The sequence below is a fragment of the Actinosynnema pretiosum genome, assembly GCF_024171695.1.
Classification (GTDB): domain Bacteria; phylum Actinomycetota; class Actinomycetes; order Mycobacteriales; family Pseudonocardiaceae; genus Actinosynnema; species Actinosynnema pretiosum.
This window is the reverse complement of sequence record NZ_JAMTCF010000016.1, coordinates 118410-138742: the sequence shown is the minus strand read 5'-3', so window position 1 is coordinate 138742 and position 20333 is coordinate 118410. Positions and strand designations below refer to the sequence as shown.

At 71.4% G+C, this 20333-nt stretch carries 14 protein-coding genes and 1 pseudogene; 2 read left to right on the top strand and 13 right to left on the bottom strand.

Annotation, left to right across the window (positions count from 1 at the left end):
- Nucleotides 1-11: 11 nt before the first annotated feature.
- From LV78_RS29275 to LV78_RS29255, 5 genes are read right to left on the bottom strand one after another with little or no spacing between them, the layout of a single operon-like run.
- The gene (locus LV78_RS29275; protein WP_253848976.1) at nucleotides 12-341 is read right to left on the bottom strand and encodes an acyl carrier protein; all 330 of its coding nucleotides are present in this window, start codon (nucleotides 339-341) and stop codon (nucleotides 12-14) included.
- A complete protein-coding gene (locus LV78_RS29270) occupies nucleotides 338-3412 on the bottom strand; it encodes a non-ribosomal peptide synthetase (RefSeq protein WP_253848974.1) in 3075 nt (1024 codons plus the stop codon). The genes LV78_RS29275 and LV78_RS29270 overlap by 4 nt, the downstream gene beginning before the upstream one ends.
- Nucleotides 3409-4164, bottom strand: a complete 756-nt coding sequence (locus tag LV78_RS29265; RefSeq protein ID WP_253848973.1) for a thioesterase II family protein — start codon at nucleotides 4162-4164, stop codon at nucleotides 3409-3411. The genes LV78_RS29270 and LV78_RS29265 overlap by 4 nt, the downstream gene beginning before the upstream one ends.
- Complete coding sequence (locus tag LV78_RS29260) at nucleotides 4161-7223, bottom strand: non-ribosomal peptide synthetase (RefSeq protein ID WP_253848970.1); 3063 nt, start codon at nucleotides 7221-7223, stop codon at nucleotides 4161-4163. Before LV78_RS29260 ends, LV78_RS29265 begins: the two co-directional genes overlap by 4 nt.
- Before the next feature lies 1 nt (nucleotide 7224).
- Nucleotides 7225-12420: a type I polyketide synthase gene (locus LV78_RS29255; RefSeq protein ID WP_253849111.1), complete on the bottom strand. Its 5196-nt coding sequence runs from the start codon at nucleotides 12418-12420 to the stop codon at nucleotides 7225-7227.
- Nucleotides 12421-12605: 185 nt separating this feature from the next.
- Here LV78_RS29255 and LV78_RS29250 point away from each other — a divergent pair, with 185 nt between their 5' ends.
- On the top strand, nucleotides 12606-14240 hold the full coding sequence (locus LV78_RS29250; RefSeq protein WP_253848967.1) for a DUF885 domain-containing protein: 1635 nt from the start codon (nucleotides 12606-12608) through the stop codon (nucleotides 14238-14240).
- A 44-nt stretch (nucleotides 14241-14284) separates the two neighbouring features.
- On the opposite strand, the gene LV78_RS29245 is transcribed toward LV78_RS29250, so the two are convergent.
- From LV78_RS29245 to LV78_RS29225, 5 genes are all read right to left on the bottom strand, one after another.
- Nucleotides 14285-14548: a phosphopantetheine-binding protein gene (locus LV78_RS29245; protein ID WP_253848965.1), complete on the bottom strand. Its 264-nt coding sequence runs from the start codon at nucleotides 14546-14548 to the stop codon at nucleotides 14285-14287.
- Between the two features lie 8 nt (nucleotides 14549-14556).
- Nucleotides 14557-15324 carry a thioesterase II family protein gene (locus LV78_RS29240; protein ID WP_253848963.1) on the bottom strand — a complete coding sequence of 256 codons (768 nt, stop codon included), beginning with the start codon at nucleotides 15322-15324 and terminating at the stop codon, nucleotides 14557-14559.
- Nucleotides 15325-15398: 74 nt separating this feature from the next.
- Nucleotides 15399-16601 carry a GNAT family N-acetyltransferase gene (locus tag LV78_RS29235; protein ID WP_253848961.1) on the bottom strand — a complete coding sequence of 401 codons (1203 nt, stop codon included), beginning with the start codon at nucleotides 16599-16601 and terminating at the stop codon, nucleotides 15399-15401.
- An 85-nt stretch (nucleotides 16602-16686) separates the two neighbouring features.
- Complete coding sequence (locus tag LV78_RS29230) at nucleotides 16687-17472, bottom strand: LLM class flavin-dependent oxidoreductase (protein ID WP_253848959.1); 786 nt, start codon at nucleotides 17470-17472, stop codon at nucleotides 16687-16689.
- Nucleotides 17473-17481: 9 nt separating this feature from the next.
- A complete protein-coding gene (locus LV78_RS29225; protein ID WP_253848956.1) occupies nucleotides 17482-17700 on the bottom strand; it encodes a hypothetical protein in 219 nt (72 codons plus the stop codon).
- A gap of 633 nt (nucleotides 17701-18333) precedes the next feature.
- Here LV78_RS29225 and LV78_RS29220 point away from each other — a divergent pair.
- Nucleotides 18334-19120, top strand: a pseudogene (locus LV78_RS29220) (transposase family protein).
- 24 nt (nucleotides 19121-19144) lie between these two features.
- Here LV78_RS29220 and LV78_RS29215 read toward each other — a convergent pair.
- The 3 genes from LV78_RS29215 to LV78_RS29205 form a co-directional block, all read right to left on the bottom strand.
- Nucleotides 19145-19408, bottom strand: coding sequence for a hypothetical protein (locus tag LV78_RS29215; RefSeq protein WP_253848954.1), 264 nt, complete (start codon nucleotides 19406-19408; stop codon nucleotides 19145-19147).
- Between the two features lie 114 nt (nucleotides 19409-19522).
- Nucleotides 19523-19741, bottom strand: a complete 219-nt coding sequence (locus LV78_RS29210) for a hypothetical protein (protein ID WP_253848952.1) — start codon at nucleotides 19739-19741, stop codon at nucleotides 19523-19525.
- A gap of 281 nt (nucleotides 19742-20022) precedes the next feature.
- Nucleotides 20023-20238 (bottom strand): hypothetical protein, encoded by a 216-nt coding sequence (locus tag LV78_RS29205; protein WP_253848950.1) that lies wholly within the window; start codon nucleotides 20236-20238, stop codon nucleotides 20023-20025.
- Nucleotides 20239-20333: the final 95 nt, after the last annotated feature.

Genomic DNA, 20333 nt, shown 5'->3' with positions numbered 1-20333 from the left:
TTCGACAGCACTCAACCTCGTCGCCTCCGTTGTCTCAAACCCGCCCGCAGATCCCGCCGCGCCCCGGTGGTCCATCCGGAGTTCCCATCGGTCCGCACGACGGGGCCGCTCCGGTCGCCACCGCGCACGAGGTGGTCCACCAGCGCCCTGCGGGTGGGGTGTTCGAAAAAGACCGAGATCGGCAGCTCGCGCCCGAGGACCTCTTGCAACCGCCCGTGGATCAGCACGACGTGCGCCGAGGTCAGCCCCGCCTGGAAAAAGCTCTGGTCGGCGGGGAGGTCCAGGCCTGCGTGCGCGACGATCAGGTCGACGAGCGTGGTGTCGAGCGCCTCGGCGGTCATGGCGCCGCCACCGGTTCGGCCACGGCTGACTCGATCGCGGCGGCGAGCGCGGCGGGGGTCGGCGCCCGGAAGACCATGCCCATGCTCACCGTCGTCCCGCACCGGGCGCTGGCCTGGGCGGCGAGCCGCACGGCGAGCAGGGAGGTCCCACCGCTGAGGAAGAAGTTCGCGTGCGGGCCCAGCGAGTCCTTGCGCAGCACCCGGCGCCACAGATCTGTGAGGGCGGCGCGGAGGTCGTCCTGGTGGGTGTCGGTCGCGTCCGAGGCGGAACTCCGCTCCGCCAGCGGCAGAGGTCGTTCGGCCAGCGCCCGGTGGTCGACCTTCCCGTTCGCAGTAACGGGCAGGGCGTCGAGAACCGCGTAGCCGGCCGGAACGCTGTAGCCGGGCAGCCGCCGGGAGGCGTAGCGCCACAGGTCTTCGTCCAGGCCGGGCCGAGCAACCGCCACCACGTGGGCCACGAGCACGCCGTCGCCGCTGAGGTCGCCGTGGGCCGTCACTGCGGCGTCAACGACGTCGGGGTGCTCCCGCAGCACGCTCTCAACCTCGCCGAGCTCGATCCGGTGTGCCCGGAGCTTGACCTGCCGGTCGTCCCGGCCGAGCAGGTCGAGGGTGCCGTCCGCGCGCCAGCGCGCCTGGTCGCCGGTGCGGTAGTACCGGCCCAGCTCGTCCTTGCGGAAACACCTGGCCGTCAGCTCCGGCCGGTCGTGGTAGTCGATGGCGACGCCGAGACCACCGATACACAACTCACCGGGCAGGCCGACCGGTTGCGGCCGGCCCCGCCGGTTCAGCACGGTAACGACCGTGTTGGCGATCGGAACGCCGACGGTGACGTCGGCGTCCGGGTCGGTCAACTCGGCGGAGGTCGACCAGATGGTGGTCTCGGTGGGTCCGTAGACGTTGTGCACCCAGGCCCCGGTGGCCAGCAGCCACCTCGCCAGGTCCGGTATGAGCGGCTCGCCACCGCACAGCAGCGTGCGACCGGCCAGCCTCCCCTCGGCGAGCGGCGCCGCCACCCGCCACGTCGTCGGCGTCGCCTGCACCACCGTCACCGACTCGCGCTCCACCAACTCCAGCAGCGTCCCAGGCTCCGCGCGGGCGGAGTCCGGCGCGACCACGAGCCTGCCGCCCACCGCCAGCGGCAGGCACAGCTCCAGGGCGGAGATGTCGAAGGCGAAGGTGGTGAGCCAGGCAACCGCTGCCGACCGGTCCAGCGCCAACGCGGCGACGAAGTGCCGGACGACGTTGGCGAGGTTGCCGTGGCTAATCCGCACGCCTTTTGGCCGGCCGGTCGAACCGGAGGTGAAGATCACGTAGGCCACGTCGTCGGGGGAGGGCTCGGGGAGCGGCCCGACAGCGCCGGCGCCCGCTTCCGTGTCCCAGGCGGGCACGGCGAGGCACACCCGACCCTCTCGGACCTCCTCGGGCAGTGACTCCCCGCCGATGACGACTCGGCAGCGGAGTTCGTCGAGCTGCCACCGCAACCGCTCGGCCGGGTGGTCGGGGTCCAGCGGGAGGTAAGCGGCCCCGGCAGCCCAGACACCGAAAACGGCAGCCGCTGCTCCGATGCCGCGCGGCGCGGCTATGGCGACGACGCCTGGATCCGCGCCGAGGTGGCCCAGGACCTGCTCACGGACGGACCACACCATCCCCAGGAAGCTCGCGTACGTCGTCCGACGCCCGGAGTCCACCACAGCCACCGAACGCGGCTCGGCTGCCGCCAAGACCATGCCCGGCACAGTGTGCGGCGCGGGCCACTCGCGGCGGGTGTCGTTGGCCGCTTCGACGACCCACCGGTCCCGGTCGGTGCGCAGGTCGAAGTCCCCGACCCTGCGGCCGGGGTCCGCCGCAGCGGTGCGCAGCACCAGTTCGAGGCGGTCCAGGAACCGCTCCGCGAAGGGCGTGTCGTGCACCTCGGTCGAGTGCAGCAGCTTCACCACCAGCTCATCGCCCACCCGTTCCGCGCTCAGTTCCAGGTCGAACCGGCTAAGCCCGGTACAGACGTCCCGGAACAGGGATCCCGTTCCCAGCGGCCGGTAGTCGCCCTGACCCGGCCGGAAGTTGAACAGGTGGCGCACCAGCCGGGAACGCCACCACAGCGGGTCGTGTGGGTCCTGGACGGCTTCCTGGGCCAGCACCTCGAACGGCACTGCGGCGCGGTCCATCCCCGTCACCATGACGTCGGCGACGCGGCGGGCGAGTTCCGCGAAAGTCCTGTCGTCCTCAACGGCGGCCCGCACCGGCAGGGTGACCACGTGGTAGCCGACGGCATCTGCGGCCCGACCGGCGCGGGTGTTGACCATGACCCCGACGAGGGCGTCGGCAGCCGCGCCGTGACCACGCAGCGTCACGAAGTAGGCGGTGAGCAACGCGATCGCGTCAGTGACGCGGCACTGCCTGCGCAGCGAGGCGAGCCAGTCCACGGCGGCGGCCGGGAACACCCGCTCGATCATCTCGCCGCCGAAGCTCGCGTCCGCCCCGACCGGGCGGGCCTCGGCCAGCCGCATGCCAGCGGCATCGAACCCGGCGACGTGCTCGCGCCAGAAGTCCAGTGCCGCTGGACCCGGCGTGATGACCAGCGCCGGATCCAGCGGCGGGACATCCGGAGGGTTGCCCTCGCGCAAAGAGTGGTAGGCCCTGCCGAGGTCGGCGGCCAACGTGCCGAGGCTGACGGCGTCCACCCCGATGTGGTGGGCCACCACGCAGATGACCTGCTTGGGAGCGCCCGTGAACAGGCCGATGCGCACGAGCGGGGCGATCGACAGGTCGAACGGCCGCGCGGCGAACTCACGCAGGTCCTGTTCCAGCCGCGCCTCGTCGGTACCGTGCACGTCGACCCGCAACTCCACCTGCTCGGGCGCGTGCTCGCGGACCACCGGCACCCCGTCCGCCGCAGGGAACGAGCGCCGCAGCGCCGGGTGCCTCGCCACCAGCCAGTTGGCCGCCTCCTGCAACGGCCACCACTGGGCGGTGCGGTCCAGCTCGACGCCGACGGCCACGTTCGACACGCCTCGGTCGGGAACCAACTGCTGCAGCATCCACAGGGCCTGTGCGCCCACGTCCAGTTCGGTCATCGGCTTTCCCCTCCTGGTAACGAGTCGGCGATCGCAGCGGCCAGCTCCGCGCACGCGTCGTCGAGCAACCAGTGCCCGGCGTCCAGCCCGCGCAGGCCGACGGGTTCCGCGGTGTGCCTGCGCCAGCCGAGCAGCGCGCCTCGCCTGGTCTCCTCGTCGCGCTCGCCGAAGCAGACGGTGATCCGGGTCGGCAGCGGTGGGTTCACCTCGTGGCGGTAGCTGGCGAGCACCGCGAAGTCGGCCCGCAGGGCGGGTTCGGCGACCTGGCGCAGTCGCGGGTCCGCAGCCAGGGCGGGTGGCACCCCACCGCTCTCACCGAGGTAGCGCCAGAAGGACTCCGGTGGCAGCCCGGACAGCTCGCGCGGCCGCCTTGTGATGTCCGGCGCGTCGTAGGACGCCACCACGAGGTGCACAGGTAATGGTGCGCCCATCGTCCGCAGGCGGTGAATGACGCCGTAGGCCAGCAACGCGCCGCCGCAGTAGCCGAACACCGCGTAGGGCGTGCCGTCCAGCAGGTCGGCCAACGCCTCGGCCAGTTCTTCGGTCAGTCCGGTGAAATCGGTCCTCGGTATTTCCTTGAGCCGGGCCTGCCTGCCCGGCAGGTTGGCCGCCCACACCGACACGCCGTGCTCCCCGGCGGCCTGGGCGAAGTCCGCCAGCTGGGCGCATCCCGCGCCCGCGTGGGGAAACGCGTACAGGCGCACCCCGTCCACGTCCGCCATCGGCACGAACCAGTCCTCGGCCCCCGTCACGGTTCGCTCCTACCCGCCAGCAGCAGCGCGGCCAGCGCGCCGGGAGTGGGCGCCTCGAAGACCATGTCAAAGGTCATCGGGTGCCCGGTGACTGCGGTGACCCGATCGGCGAGTTCGACGGCGAGCAGCGAGTGGCCACCAGTGAGGAAGAAGTTCGAGTCGTCCGAGAGCTGGCCGTGACCGAGGACCTCGCGCCACAGCTCGACCACCGTTCTGACGAACGGGTCTGCCGGGAGCGGCGAGGTCTCCTCCCGGTTCGCCGCGACCAGGCGTGCCAGCGCACGGTGGTCCACCTTGCCGTTCCCGGTCAGCGGGAACGCGTCCACGAGCACGAATCGCGTCGGCACCACCGCGGCTGGCAGCCTGCAGGCGGCGTGCTCCCGCAACCGCTCCGGCAGCCGGTCGGCCCGGTCGGCCCCGGTCCGCACGGCCGCCACCAGGCGCAGGTGGCCCGCCGGATCCGATTCAGTCAGCACGGCCACCTCCGACACCTCGGCGTGCTCCTCGAGCACCGACTCGACCTCGTCCGGCTCAACCCGGTGGCCTCGGACCTTGGCCTGGCGGTCGGTCCGGCCGATGAACTCCAACTGCCCGTCGGGGCGTTGCCGGACGAGGTCCCCCGTCCGGTAGTGCCGCAGGCCACCGCCGTCGTCCCGGAAGGCCGCCGCAGTCCGGGCGGGATCGCCGCGGTACCCCACCGCGACGCCCACGCCCGCGATGACCAGCTCACCTGGGTTGCCGGGCAGCACGGGCCTGCCGTCGGGCCCGTACACGAATACCTCGGTGTTGGCTATCGGCGACCCGATCGGCACCCGCTCCGGAACAGGCGAGGTCAACTCCGCCGCGGTCGACCAGATGGTGGTCTCGGTCGGTCCGTAGACGTTGAACAACCGCACCCCGCAGGCGAGAAGCTGTTCGGCCAGCCGCGTGGTCAGCGGCTCGCCACCGCACAGCACGCGGCAGCCGCGCAGCCGCTCGCCGATCGCCGGGGCGAGCTGCCGCCAGGTCGTCGGCGTCGCCTGCACCGCGGTCACCCGCTCGACCTCGATCAACGCAGCCAGCGCGGCCGGGTCCGCCCGGACCTCGTCGTCCGCCACGACCACCCGCGCGCCGGTCACCAGCGGCACCAGCAGTTCGAGCGCGGAGATGTCGAACGAGAACGTGGTCAGCCACAGCATCCGGTCGGCGGGGCTCACCGCGAGCAGCTCGGCGAAGTGCCGGACCACGTTCACCAGGTTCGCGTGGGTCACCTGCACGCCCTTGGGCCGGCCGGTCGATCCGGAGGTGTAGATGACGTAGGCCAACGGCCCGGCCGCGGTCCCGAGCCCGAGGTCGCCCGCGGGGACCTGTTCCAGGGCGACGACCGCACGCCCGGCGCCGCACTCGTCGGGGACCGGGCGGTCGGCGAGCACCACCCGCACGCTGGAGTCGGCCAGTTCGTACGCGGCCTGGGCGGCCGGGTGCGCGGGATCGAGGGGCAGGTACGCGGCGCCCGCCGCCCACACTCCCAGGACGGCCGCGGCGGTCGAGGGACCACGGGTGGCGTAGATGCCGACCACGTCCCCGGAGCGCACCCCGCGCCGAACGAGTTCGTCACGAACCCCGCTGGCCCGTGCCAGGAGTTCCCCGTAGGTCGTCGTCCCGACGGCGGGCGCACCGGGGGCCGCGGTAGCCCGTGCCCTGACCCGGTCGGCGACCGTGTCGGGACCCCACGACCGGTGCGTGTCGTTGACCGCACGCGACAGCTCCCGGTCGGCGGGGGTCGCGATGTCCACCCCGGCCAACGGCGCGTCGACTGCCGCGTCAACGGCGATCAGCAGGCTGTCGTACCGGGCGAGCACGGCCTCGACGTCCTCGCGCTGGTGGACCTCGGTGCTGAACAACGCGGTCATGTTGACCACGTCCGGTTCGGTCCACACGATCAGTTCGAGGTCCAGCCTGCTCATGCCGTGGTAGGCATCGACCGACTCCAGCCGTTCGCCCCCGATAGTCAGGTGCCCGTACGAGGTGGGCCGGAAGTTGAACGAGTGCCGGAACAGCGGCACCCGCCAGTCGGTGGAGTGGACACCTAGGTCGTGCTGGAGGTCCTCGAACGACACCTCGCCGTGCTCCAGCCCACCGAGGAACGCCGTCCTCGTGACGGTGACCAGCTCCGCGAAGCTCATCCCTGGATCGACCCGGACGCGCACGGGCAGCGTGTTGACGTGGTAGCCGACGAGGGCGGACTCGTCGCGCCCTCGCCGCGCGTTGGTCAGCACGCCAGCCACGAGGTCCGGCCCCGCGCCGTGGCGGGCGAGCAGCAGGTAGTACGCGGCGAGCAGCACGATGTTGTCGGTCGACCGGGTCCTGGAGCGCAACCTAGCCACCGCGCGCACCGCTTCCGGCGACAGGGAGACGTCCAGCCGGCCACCGGCGAAGGTGGGCCTGGTCGGCGTCGGCTCGGCGGACGCCAGGGCCAGCGCTCCGGCGTCGACCCCGGCCAGGTGAGCGGTCCAGTACTCGACGGTCACTGGATCGGGCGCCGGCTCGGCGCGCAGCGGCACCGGGCCGGCGAGGTCGACGGGCGCGGGACGGCCTTCGGCGAAGGCGTCGTAGAGCGCGATCAGCTCTCGCACAACGATCTGGACGGTGATCGCGTCACCCACCAGGTGGTGCAGCACGACGCACAGGACGCTGCTGGCCGGCAGGAACACCAGGTGGGCCTTGATCAGCGGCCCGTTCTCGACGTCCAGCGCCTCCGCCACGAACCCGGTCAGCAGTTCGTCGAGATCCTCCTCGGTGCTGCCGCAGGTGCTCAGGGAGAACTCGGCCCCCTCGGCGGGCGCGATGTGTTTGCGCAACCGCGAGCCGGTCCCGCGCACGGTCGTCCGCAGCGCCGGGTGTCGCCGGATCACGTGGTTCAGCGCCTCCTGCAGCGGCCACCACCGCAGCGGCTTGCCGACCCGCAGGGCGAACCCGATGTTGCAGATGCCCCGCCCCGGCGCGAGCCGGTGCAGCATCCACTGCGCCTGCTCCTTCTCGGTGAGCGGGAATCCCGAGGACGTGGCGAGCACCGCCATCTCACCGAACCCCTTCAGCCGTGAGCGCCTTCGCCAGCTCGGTGAGCGTCGGGTGGTCGAACATCGCGACGATGCTCATGCGCACGCCGAACTCGTCGCGGATGCCCGTCATCAGCTCGACCGCGGTGAGGGAGTTGCCGCCGAGGGCGAAGAAGTCGTCGTCCGGCTGGATCTCGGTGATCCCCAGCAACCTCGACCACAGCCAGGTCAGGCGTTCCGCGACGTCAGTGGCTGGCTCCTCGGCCAGCCCCGGCACAGCAGGCTGCGCCGGGGCCTGTGTCACCGGGACCAGCGCGGGTGCGGCTCGCGGGCTGGCTGGCTGCGGTGCGACCACCAGAGCCGCCGGCGCGAGCGCAACCGGCACGCCGTCGAGGTGGGGGCGCACGGCGACGTGGTACGGGTGCCTGCCGCCGAGCAGGGACAGGAACAGCTCGCCGCCCCGTTCCAGCTCGATACCCTCGACCGGTGCGGCCTCCTGCGGAGCGGTGACGAACCCGTCGTCCTTGACCGCGCGCATGGTGTAGCCGGAGATCCGGGCGAGCAGCCTGCCGTCCGGGGCGTAGAGGTCGACGTCGGCGACGATCAGCCCGGCAGCGGCGGGGCGGCGGCGGATGTGGCTCACCAGCTCGGCAGGCAGGTCCTCGTGGAGGTCCAGGCCGGCGTAGCCGAACGGCAGGTGCGGAGCGTCCCGGTCGGGCACCCGCGCGTTCGACGTGGCCGAGTCCAGCAGTGCCGGGTGCAACGGGTGCCGGGCGGTGTCCGCGTGGAACGGCTCGGGAAGCGCGAGGTCGACCAGCCGCTCCGCGTCCTGGGCCGGGTTGACCGAGATCCGCCGCACGTTGTCCCAACGCGGCCCGAGCGTGAACAGCCGCTGCCCCCGGTCTTCCTGGGGAACCGGTCCGCTGATCCGGTCGCGCAACGCCGCGAGCGGCTCCCCGGTGGGCCGGGTGGGCACGTGCGCCGAGACGAACCCGGTCGCGTGCTCGACCTCCGCCCCCGCCAAGTCGCGCGGCGTCGAGGCGATCGTGAACCGCAGGCCGTCCCCGTCCGGCCTGAAGGCGATCCGAACCGTCCTGGGGACGTCGCCGGTGAGCACCCGCTGGAACACGACATCGGAGAGCCGGACCGGTGCTCCGGGCCCAGCGTGGGTCTCGCGGAAGGCCCGGACGACCAGGTCGAGGTGCCCGGTGCCGGGCAGGACGGGAACAGAGTCGATCCGGTGCTCGTCGAGGACCGGGTGGCCGTCCACGTCCAGCACGGTCTCCCACCGCGTCCTCTCCACCGGCTCCGCGGCCATGCCGGCGGTCCGCCAGGCGGGCCAGTTGACGCTGACCGCAGGGATGCCCGCGCGAGTCAGCAGCCTGGCGTGGGCGTCGAGGAACGAGTTCGCGGCGGCATAGTCCGCGCTGCCGACCAGCCCGTCGACTGCGGCTCGGCTGGAGAAAGACACGAAGAAGTCCACCGGCGGCATCTCGGCCAGCAACTCCGCCAGGACCAGGGTTCCCATGACCTTGGGGGCGAGCACCGCGTCCGCGTCCGCGCGGCTGCGCAGCAACAGCATGCCGTCGCCTGGGACACCGGCGAGGTGGACCACCCCGTGCAGTGCCCCGTGGTGCGCCCGGACGACGTCGAAGACCCTGCGCATCCCCCGGTGGTCGGTGACGTCACAGGCTTCCACCCGCACCCGCGCCCCCATGGACTCCAGTTGGGCGACTGCGGTCCGATCCGCGGTCCCGGCGCGGCTGACGAGGACAAGGTGCGGTCGCATCCCGGTGCCCGCGAGGGCTCGTGCGACCACGAGCCCGAGACCTCCGGAGCCGCCGGTCAGCAGGTACACGCCGTCGCGCCGCACCACCGGCACCGCAGGGGCGACCGGTCGGTGCGGGCGCTCCACACGGACCCACCGGCCGGGTCCGCGCAGCGCGACGACCGGTTCGCCCTCGTCCGACGTGATCTCCGTGGCCAGGTCCTCCTCCGCAGTGAGCGGTTCGACGTCGATGAGCCGGGGGTTGAGCTCCGGCGCTTCTAGGCCGAGGGTGCGGACCGCGCCGTGCAGCGTCGCCTTGACCGGGTCGACCTCCTCCGCCCCGGTCACGTCGACGGACCGGGTGGCCAGCACCAGCAGTTCCGCGTCCGACCGGGCCGTGGCGCGAGCGAGTTCCGCCAGGCTGTGGAAGGTGTCGGCGAGCAGGCCAGCCGCGTTGGCGCGGTCGGGGCGGTCGGAGGTCCGCAGGCCGAGCCCGTGCACCACCAGCTGAGGGCTCCGGCCACGACCGGAGAGTGCGTCGAACACTGCTCGGAGGTCGCCGGGGTGGTCCGGGCGCACCCGGAACTCGCCCGCCTTCTCCGCGAACCCGTCGCCGGGACGCACTACGACCACACGGTGCCCCGCCTGGTGCAACGCCACGAGGGCGGGCAGGGCGTCCGCCGAGTCGGGCACGAGCGCCAGCGCGGTGGTGCCGTCGGCGCGGCGCGGCCCAGTGGCCCGGGGCTGCCCGGTCCAGGTCAGGACCGAGAACGGCTGCGGCTCAGGCGAAGCTCCGGTGATCGCCTCCGCCCGCTCCGGGACGTCATCCGGCACCGCGGCGGTCGCCCCCAACTCCAGCCAGTGCCTCTTGTTCCGGTACTGGTAACCGGGCACCGCCAGCCGGCGCAACGGGCGGCTGCCGCGCAGGGCCGCCCAGTCGAGGGGGTGCCCGAGGGTCCACAGGGTCGCGGCGGTGGTCAACGCACTGCGCTCGTCGTCCCCGTCCTCCCCTGGGGGGAGGGTGGCGGTGACACCGCTGTCACCCGAGCGCGTGGCGGGGTGCAGCCGAGCGAGCCGCGTCAGTGTGTGCCCCGGCCCGACCTCGAGCAGCGTCCGCCGCTCCCCCGCCAGCACCGCGTCGAGCGCCCGGTCGAATCTGACCGGGCGAACGAGTTGCCGCGTCCAGAACTCCGGGTCCGACACCTGGTCGCCGAGCAACCCGCCAGCCGCTGCCGAGAACACCGGCACAGCGGGTTGCCGGAGCCGGACCGTGCGCACGACTGCCGCGAACCGGTCCGACGCCGAGGCCATCAGCGGGCTGTGGAACGCCCGTGACGTCGCCAGCAGCCGGCAACTCACCCCCTGAACCCGCAACACCTGCTGCGCCGCGTCGAGGGCTTCGGGCGGACCCGCGAGCACGCTCTCGGCTTCGCCATTCACCACGGCGAGCACCACGCCGTCCGGCAGGTCGGTCAGATCCCTGGGGCGGGCGCGCACAGCCAGCATCCCACCCGGTAGCGCCGCGTCGCTCGCAGCCGCACGTTCGGCGATGAGTCGGGCGGCGTCCGGCAGGTCGAACACGCCCGCCACGGTCGCCGCGGTCAGCTCGCCGAGGCTGTGGCCGAGCACCGCGTCAGGTCGGACACCCCTGTGGATCCACGTCATCGCGAGGGCGTACTCGACCGAGAACAGCAGCGGTTGGGCCAGCGCGGTGTCGGAGAGCCGGGCCGCGTCGGCGTTCAGCCAGCTGTCCCTGAGCGACAGCCCGTGCGTTGCGAACTCCTCGAAACAGCCGTCCATCGCTTCACTGAAGACCGCGTCCGCGCCGTAGAGCCCGACGCCCATCCGCGGGTGCTGCGCCGACTGCCCTGGGAACAGGAAGACAACGGACCGGGATTCGCTCGCGTCACCGCTGAGGACCGAACCCATGCGCAAGGTCTCGCGGGCTTCCTCGGCGTTGCCCGCCACCAGCGCGGCGCGCACCGGGTGGTGCGTGCGGCCCTCCTGCAGGACGCCCGCCGTGTCCGCGAACGCCTCGTCCCCCGTCCGCTCCAGGTGTGCCGCCAGCTCGGGCCGGAAGGAGTCCGCCGCGGCGACGTCGCGCCCGGACCATAGCAGGACCCGCGGTCGCCCATCGAACGCGGTCCGTTCCGTGGCCGGCCCCTCCTCCAGGACGAGGTGCACGTTGGTGCCGCCGATGCCGAGGGAGTTCAGGCCGGCAATCCGCGGTGTTCTGGGCGTGCGCTTCCACTCGACGAGCTCGTCGCACACCGAGAACGGCGTCTCCTCCAGCAGCAGGCGGGGGTTGGGAGCGGTGAAGTTCGCGGTCGGTGCCCGGTGCTCGTACTCGAAGCACAGGGCGAGCTTGATCAGGGAGGCCACACCGGAAGCGTGTCCGAGATGGCCGATGTTGCCCTTGACCGACGACAGCAGCAGTGGTTCGCCGCGCCGTTCGGAGCCGATCGCGCCGTATGCCTTGGCGAGCGCCGCGACCTCGATAGGATCGCCGAGTGGTGTTCCAGTGGCGTGGGCCTCCACATAGGACACCTGAGTGGCATCCACTTCGGCCAGTGCCATCGCCTCGCGGACCACGGCGGCCTGACCGCTGATACTCGGCGCGGAGAAGCCCGCCTTGCGCCGGCCGTCGTTGTTGACCGCGGAACCGCGGATGACGGCCCACACATGGTCGCCGTCGGCACGCGCGTCGCTCAGCCGCTTCAGCACCAGCGCACCCGCGCCGGTGCTGAACACGGTGCCGCCAGCCGAGGCGTCGAAGGGCCGGCAGTGCCCGTCGGCCGACATCGGTCCACCGGGGTCCCACTGGTACCCGTGGTGCGCGGGCATCTCGGCCTCGGTGCCGCCCGCGATCGCGATGTCGCACTCGCCGAGGCGCAACGACTGACAGGCGAGGTGGACCGCGAGCGCGGAACTGGAGCACGCCGTGGAGACGGTGAGCGCGGGCCCGCGAAACCCGAACCGGTAGGCGAGTTGCGTACTCAGGTAGTCGGGGTAGCTCAACACGCTCAGGGCCAGCCCCGCCGTCGAGGACGGGCTGAGCTCAGTGGCCGCTCGCACGTGCAGGTCGACGTACCGGTTGACCCCGGTCGCCCCGAACACCCCCATCCCCTCGGCCACCGCGTGCGGGTCGTACCCCGCGTGCTCCACCGCCCGGTGCGCGACCTCGAGGAACATCCGGATCTGTGGGTCGAGCAGGTCGGCTTCCCTGGGTGTGAAGCCGAAGAAGTCCGCGTCGAATACCTCCAGGTCGGGCGGCTCGGCCACGGCCTTGACATAGGACGGGTCGCGCAACACCCGTTCGGGCACTCCTGCGGCGAGCAGCTCCTCGTCGGACGGGAAGCGGACGGCTTCGCGCCCGGCTCGCAAGTCGTCCCAGAACCGGTCGATGTCCGCGGCACCAGGCAGCTTCGCGGCCATGCCGACCACTGCCACCAAGTCGTCGTCCGCATCGGAGATCAGCCCTCGCGTGCCACCGGTTGAGCCGCCGAACGGCATCGCACACCCCCACCACGCCTCGGATTCCTTCCGGCGAAGGTAGTCAACGCCACCGCCTGCGACATGTCGCCGCTTTTCGGGACGTGTCCGGCCCCACCTCGGCGAGCAGTGTCCCGGTCGACATGACGATCACCTCGCTTTCCGACGATTACCTGGCGCGGTTCGTCGAGCTGGACCCGGTCACCGCCACGAACTGCGGTGTCGGTGGGCACGACGACCGGCTGACCGACCTGTCCCCCGAGGGGCACCAGCAGCGAGCGGACCTCGCACGCGCGACGCTCACCCGGCTGCGCGCCACCGCCCCCCTAGACGCGGGCGAGGCCGTGGCCGCCGACGTCCTCGGCGAACGGCTACGCAGCCAGCTGGAACTGCACGAGAGCGGCGTCGCCGCGACCGCACTGAACCTCCTAGCGAGCCCGGTCCAGGACATCCGCATGGTGTTCACGCTGGCGGAGCCGCGCACTTTCGAGGACTGGAAGGCCCTCGCCCTGCGGCTGCGCGCGGTCGACGGCGCATTGCGGGGCTTGCGTCGATCGCTCACCGAGGGCGCCCAGGTGGGCCGCGTCGCCGCGCGCAGGCAGGTGCTGGCGGTGGCGCAGCAGTGCGAGGCGTGGGCCGGCGGGTCCGCGTTCGACCCCCTCGTCGCCCAGGCCTGGCAGGTGCCGGACGCACCGGTGGAGGAAGTCGACGAGGCGGCGTCCGAGGCCGCTGGCGCGTTCGCCGCCTTCGCCCGGTTCCTGCGCGACGAACTCGTGCGCGTCGCGCCCGCCGAGGACGCTGTCGGCACCGAGGTGCACGGCCTGTGGTTGCGGCACTTCCTCGGCACCGAGGTCGACCCGCTGGAAGCCTACGCATGGGGTTGGGAGGAGTTCCACCGCATCGAGTCGGAAATCCGCCGGGTGGCCGCCACCGCCGAGTCACCGGTGCAGGTGGCGAACCGGCTGGACGCCGACCCGCGCTATCGGGCGGCGACCGCGACAGAGTTCGAGGCGTGGCTCCAGCGCGGCGTCGACAGCGCCATGACCGCGCTGCGCGGCGCCCACTTCGACATCGACGCCGCCGTCACGCGGCTGGAGTGCCGGATCTCCCCCGAGGACGGTGCGACCGCCGCCTACTACACCGCGCCCTCTGCGGACCTCACAAGACCGGGTCGGGTCTGGTGGCGGGCCCCGACGTCAACCGGCCCGATACCCACCTGGCGGGAGCTGAGCCGGGTGCACCACGAGGGAGTGCCCGGCCACCACCTCCAGCAGGCTGCCGTCGTGGCCGGTAGTGCCGGGCTGAACCGCTTCCAGCGGCTGCTGTGCGACGTCCCCGGCCACAGCGAGGGCTGGGCCCTGTACGCCGAGCGGCTGATGGCGGAACTGGGGTTTCTCGACGACCCAGGCTTCCTCCTCGGCATGTTGGACGGTCAACTGCTCCGGGCCGCGCGCGTGATCCTGGACATCGGCCTGCACCTGAGGTTGCCGGTGCCCGGCGGCAGCGCGCCCTGGACACCCGCGCGTGCCCTAGAGTTCCTGCGCGCCCGGACGACCACCGACCCGGCGCTCCAGCCCCGGGAGGTGGCCAGGTACCTGGGGTGGCCCGGTCAGGCCGTGTCCTACAAGCTCGGCGAGCGGGCCTGGCTGGCGGCCCGGGAGGCGTACCGGGCGCGGCTGGGCCACCGGTTCGACCTCAAGGCGTTCCACGGGCACGCGCTGGGCATCGGTCCGATGGGCCTGGGTGCCTTGCGCGAGCACCTCCTGCCGCGGCCCTGACCGCCTCCGGCTTGTGACCGGCCCCGGTCAGCCCCGCGCCCAGGTCAGTCCTGCCACGGCAACCGCCCCCGCCCGGCGTTCCCTCCGCAGTCGCCAGCGCGCTCGGCCAGCGCCGCGCCCAGCTGGCGCAGGCTGGAGAACCGGTAGAGGTCGAGCAACCTGACGTCGAGGCCCGCAGCCCGGAGTTCATCGAGCACGGACACCAGCGTCCGGGAGGTGAGGCCCAGTTCGAAGAAGTTCGAGTCGTCGAGGAGGGCGCGCCCGTCCGGGAGGTGCGCCTCGAACGTGGTCCTCACGGTGTCGGTCACGGCGGTCATCAGGGCAGTCGCTCCAGGATCCCTGCGATCTCGGCCTCCGCCGAGTCCAGCAGCCAGTGGTCGCCGTCCAGCAGGTGCAGCGTGAACGACGCGGTGGTCAGTTCCGACCAGGCGGGCAGCGCGTCGGTCGCCCATAGCGGGTCGTGCCGCCCGGCTATGACGACTATCGGCACGTCCAGGGGCGGCTCGTCGGGGAAGCGGAAATCGGCGAACAGCTCGTGGTCACCGCGCAACGCCGGCCCGAGCACCTCCCGATAGTCCGGCTGCCCGGCCAGTTCCGGCGCGATGCCGCCGTAGGAGATCATCTCCGCCCAGAACCCTTCCTCCGGCAACGCGTGCAGCTCGCGCGGCGGGTCGGCGACGTGCGCGGCGGGATAGGAGATCACCACGAGGTTGGCGCAAGGCCGCATCCCCGCCTTCCGCGCCTGGCACGCCACGAGGTAGGCCAGCAGGGCGCCCGAGCAGTACCCCACCAGGTCGTACCGCCCGTCCGCGTGGGCGGACAGCCCGGCCACGATGTCGTCGACGAGGCCGTCGAGGTCGGTCCGGGCCGGTTCGCCGAACCGGGCCTGCCTGCCGGGCAGGTTCAGTCCCCACACCGCCGTGTCCGGACCCACCCCGGCCGCGCACCCGGCGAACGTCGCGCAGCCACCGCCCGCCTGTGGGAGCGCGAGCACCTGCCTCGGTCGGCGGTCGGCCGTGAGCGGCACGAACCAAGGCAGCTCCGCGTGACCGCCGGTCGACCCCGGTGCCGTCGTGATCGTCATGTGGTCCCCTTGATTCCGGTTCGTCCGCCTGTCGGCCTCCTCCCGCCGCCGGGGGTGACCGGCGACCGGGGACCTCAGAACTCGGTGCCGCACCAGGCGACCTCGTCGGTGGCGAAGAGGCGGTCCGCCGCGGCCACCGACTTCACGTCGTGGACCCGGATCCGTCCCGCCGCCGCCAGCGCCGACGGCCGCACCGCGCCCAGGTAGATCATGGACAGCACGTCCACCCGCAACTCCAGGTCCGCGGCCCGGGATACGCGCGATACCCCCGCCGAGGAGATCTCGTAGGTCCCGCTGTTCTCCGGCACGAACCGGTCTTCGACCGCCACGACCACGGGCTCGGCGTCGCCGTACGACCGGGCAGCGAGCGCCGCCAGCACGTCGACGAGCCTCACCCAGACGTGGTCCGCGAGCTTGCCGGTGCGGCACCTGCGGGGGTCCACCAGCAGCAGCTCGGGTTGCTCGTCGACGGGCCGGTGCTCGGCGACGACCTCGCCCACCAGGTCGATGCCGAGCACGAACTGCCACAGGTCGTTGACGGCGGCGGCGCTCGCACCGTGCAGTTCGGTGATCGTCAACCGGCCCCGGTGGTCCTCGTTCTCCTCGTTGACCATCCGACCGGTCCGAAGCACCGCGAACCCGTCGTCGCCGTCGGGACCGGACCGCACCAGGAACCTGTACCCGTACCGCACCGACCTCCAGATCATCGCCCACAAGTCAGGGCCACGGCCGATCATCCCGGGGCGGTGCAACCCGATCCGCTCGTAGAGGGCGGGCAGCACCTTCTTGGCCTCGTCGATCCCCACCAGCCGCACCTGTCCCACGAACGGGACCTCGGGCAGCACGCGAGCCCCGCGCAGGCTCACCTCGCGGGCGTAGGCGCTCACGCCGTAACCGACGCGGCCGTAGAGCATGGCTTCACTGGGCCGGCACGATGCCAGGAGCTCTCCGCGGCGCTTCGCGTCCTCCAGTTGGAACCGCATCAGCGCGTTCATGATGCCGCGCCGGGTGCGATCCGCGCGCACGCTGCCTCGGCTGGTCCCTCCCATGGGCACGACGTTCCCGCCGGGCACTGCCATCGAGGAGGAGTACGTGTAGAGGGTTCCAACAACCGCGCCGTCCTCGACCACGCCCAGGTACCGCTCCGGGACGAAGTCGTCCCGCGTCGCCTCCCACTCCTCATTACCCGGCGGGGGGAAGTGCAGCGCGCGCCGGTACACCGCGGTGGCTTCACGGAGTTCACCGGCATCCAGAGCCCGCACGTCGAAGTGTGCCATGCCGCAATGATGTCCAAGGCGCGGAACGCTTTCCAGACCACCGGACGTCACCGAATCCGGGTACGCCGGTCCTGTCCGGGCGTCGTCAGCCAGCACGTCCGGTGACCGCCAGCTCCTCGGTGCGCCGCACTGCGGCGGCTGTATGGAACAGGTCGTCCTCGTCGTGCGGGACGTTAAGGATCAACGTCGTCACCCCAGCCCGGAGGTACCGGTGGAGTAGCTCGCCCACCTCGTCGTAGCTGCCCACCAGGAAGGGACAGAAGTCCCGACTCTGCTCGAACGGGCGCATCCAGTAGACGTCTCGCTCCGGCCTCTCGTCCTGCGAGTCGCGCCAGAACTTCCTCAGCCACCCGCTCTCGGTCCCTGCGAGCACCCGCACGGCCTCGCGAGCAGGCCGGGACGGGTACCTCTTCAGCGCCGTGCGCCAGGCCTCATCACCGGTCTCCCGCGCGATCACCCCGAAGCGAACCCCGGTGCCAGCGAAATCGGCGTCGTCATCGGCACCCAGTTCCCCGAGGTAGGCGAGCCGGGTCGCCCCGAGCGCCTCCGCAGCGCGTACAGCGGCCTGCGACGCCCCCGCCAGGAACGTCCTCGACCTCAGGCCCGGCGGTAGTGGCGGAAAGACCTGCGCGCCGGACAGCTCGTAGTGCTCCCCCTCGAAGGCGAGGCGGTCGTCCGGCCCCTGGTCCAACAACGCGGCCATCACCCTGCCGTACTCAACCAGGCGGTCATAGCGCTGGTCCTTGCCGATCAAGGACCCGAGCGCCCGCAGGTCCGGCTTGTACCCGCCAACGACCAGGTTGAGGTCGACCTCCCGGTCGTGCAGCGCGCCGATCGTGCTCATCATCCGGGCCGCGGTGTACGGGTGCATGTAGCTCGGCTAGACGGCCACCAGCGGCACCACCCGGTGGGTTCGCTCGATGATCAACTGGGCCGCCATCCACGGATCGATGGAGTCGTTGTCCGTGAGCACCAGCAACCCGCGCATCCCCGCCGCCTCGGTCCACCGCGCCACGTCGACCAGCAGCCCGCTGAACCGGATCGCGGCCGACCCGCTCGCCCTGGGACAGGTGGTGGTAAAGGGTCGACAACGCAACATCCTCCCTCAGCCCAGGCCCTCCGCTCCGACCGGCCGTGACGCGACCGCCCCTCGATTGACGATCCCTGACTGGACGCAATGTATGCGACTCGCGCACCCGAGCGTCCGTAACGGTTTCAGGGGACTGCGCCCCTATCCGGCCTCTCCCCCTGCCGTGAAACAGCACGACGGGCGCGAGCCCCGCACGTCGCCCAATCACGGGTTATCGGGGTGGCTGGCCCGGTGCCACGACCGATTCGTGCGCACGTGCACACTTGCGCCGCACCGGTCCGCTCCGGCACCCACACGGCCTCCATCCCTGGGCGGTCGCGGACGGATGAGCGAGGGGGTACGGTGCCACCACCAGGTGTGCCAGCTCGACAGGTGGACGCCCTGGTCGCGAAGGTGCGCGCGTGCGGGCTGCTGGCGGTCGGATCGGCCCGACCGCCGGCGCCAACGTGGCCCTGCGCCCAGGGCCAGTGCCGCGGACCTGTACGGGGACGCCACCGGCACGGACCGCTATGAGATCCGCCATCAGGTGGCACTGAGGCCTTTCCAACCTGACGGCATGGGTGGTGACCGTGGTGGAGACATGGCGAAGCTCCTGTTAGATGACTTCTCGACCAAGAGCAAGGCCATCGCCAGGAGCTTCGTGTGCTTGTCTACCCATCCGCGATCGACCTGTCCAGTCCGCACCTTCAGTTCCTCGCCCATCAGCTGACCGCGCACCGTCGCCGGATCGGCAGCAGGTGACGCAAGCTCGGACCCGGCCGCCAGGCCCTGCTTGTGCTGGCCCATCTGCGCCGTGGTGACACTCACACCCGTCTCGCCGTGGTGACACTCACACCCGTCTCGCAGCCGGATTCGGCATCGGCTTGGCCACCGTCTGCCAGCACATCCACGAAGCCGTCGGACTCCTGGCCGGTCCCGCCCCGGACCTGGCCGATGCGATGCGGGTCACCGCGCGCAAGGCCTACGTCATCCTCGACGGCACCCTGCTGCGCATCGACCGGATCGCCGCAGACCGGCCGTACTACTCCGGAAAGCACAAGCGCCACAGCATGAACGTCCAGGTCATCGCCGACCCGATAGGGCGACTGCTGCGGACCTCGCCCGCACCGCCCGGCTAGGCACACGCCCTCACCGCGGCCCGAACCCACGGCATCGTCGACGCCCTGACCGAAGCGGGCATCCCGTGCTGGGCGGACAAGGCCTATCGAGGCGCGGCCGGGCATATCCGCATGCCCTACTGCGGCAAGTGGCACAACCTCTCGTCCGGCCAGCAGGCGGTAACCGCTCCCATGCCCGCATCCGCGCCTTGGGCGAACGAGCCGTCTCAATCCTGAAGGCCTGGCGGCTCCTGCGCAGACTCCGCTGCTCCACCACCCGCATCACCGCCCTGACCCGAGCTGTCCTCGCACTTCACCTCAACGCCGGATGAGGTTGGAAAGGGCTCAATGACTGTTCAGGCGGTCATGGTTAGGTTGCGCATCTGAGCGATACCTCGGGCAGCGCACCAGACACCATCGCGTTTGCGGCGGCGGTTGCACAGAATGTTCCAGGGCTTCATGTACGCCAAGGCATGCTTGCCCCGCGCGCGGATGCTCGTGTGGACGGGGTTGAGCTCTTCTTTCCATCGCGGTAGCGGTGGTTGGTCTTTCCGGGGTGTGCCATAGGGCGTGATCACCCTGGGGTTGCCCTGGTAGCCGCCCTTCGCCATGACCTTCACGTCCCGGCACTACTCGTCGACGCCCAGTCGGCGCAGGCACGACAGTCGTGGTGAGCGCCCGGAGTGGCGTTGCCGATCTCGACGACCAGGCGGGTGGTTGGCGTCGATGACGACCTACGTGTTGACCGAGTACCGGTAGTTCTTCAACGACGCGGAGTCCAATCGTTCGTAGGTCGGGACAAGGGTGTCGTCCACGATCAGCAGCGGGTCACCGATGAAAGCGCGAGCAGTGGCACCGAGTGATCCGCCACGCGGCCCGCAGCGGAGGTCGAGATCCTGAACAAGCAGCGCGATCTGCCGCAACATCAGATTCGTCCGGTAGTACACCGCCACCCACGATCCGCACGAGCCGGTGGAACACCGGCACCGAAAAGACAGTGAACACCGGTACCCACTCCTGCCACTCCGCGCTGACCACCCGATCCAGGCCAAGATCATCGACTGCGCCAAGGTGGTGTCACGGGATAAACTTCAAGTTTTTTCTTTATGCGTGAAGGGCTTGCCCCACTACAGAGTCCGCAGCGGACGGAGCGCTGACCGTCCAGCGGGCTTGCGGAGACGCCGGGACGCGACACCCCCGCAAGCCGATCAGCCGCTCACGCCCCAGGTCGGGCCTACCCCCGAACGCGGCTCTGGTCCGGGGACATCAAGCCCACGGGCATGTCGCCCCAGTAGACGATGATGTCCGGCAACCCGATCAGGTCAATGATCCCAACGACCCGCATCCGGCACTTCTCCGCCTCTTTTCTTTTTAGATCCCTGCCGCCCGTCACATCGGCGTTCATCCTGGGTTCAGGGTTGAGGTCGACCGTCAGCCACGGAGTGGTCACGCTGAGAGAATCGCGACCAGACCGTTCTCGACCTCCGCAGACGAGACGTCGATCACCCGCAATGCGGAACCTGCGGCGCCCGTCCCACTCCCACT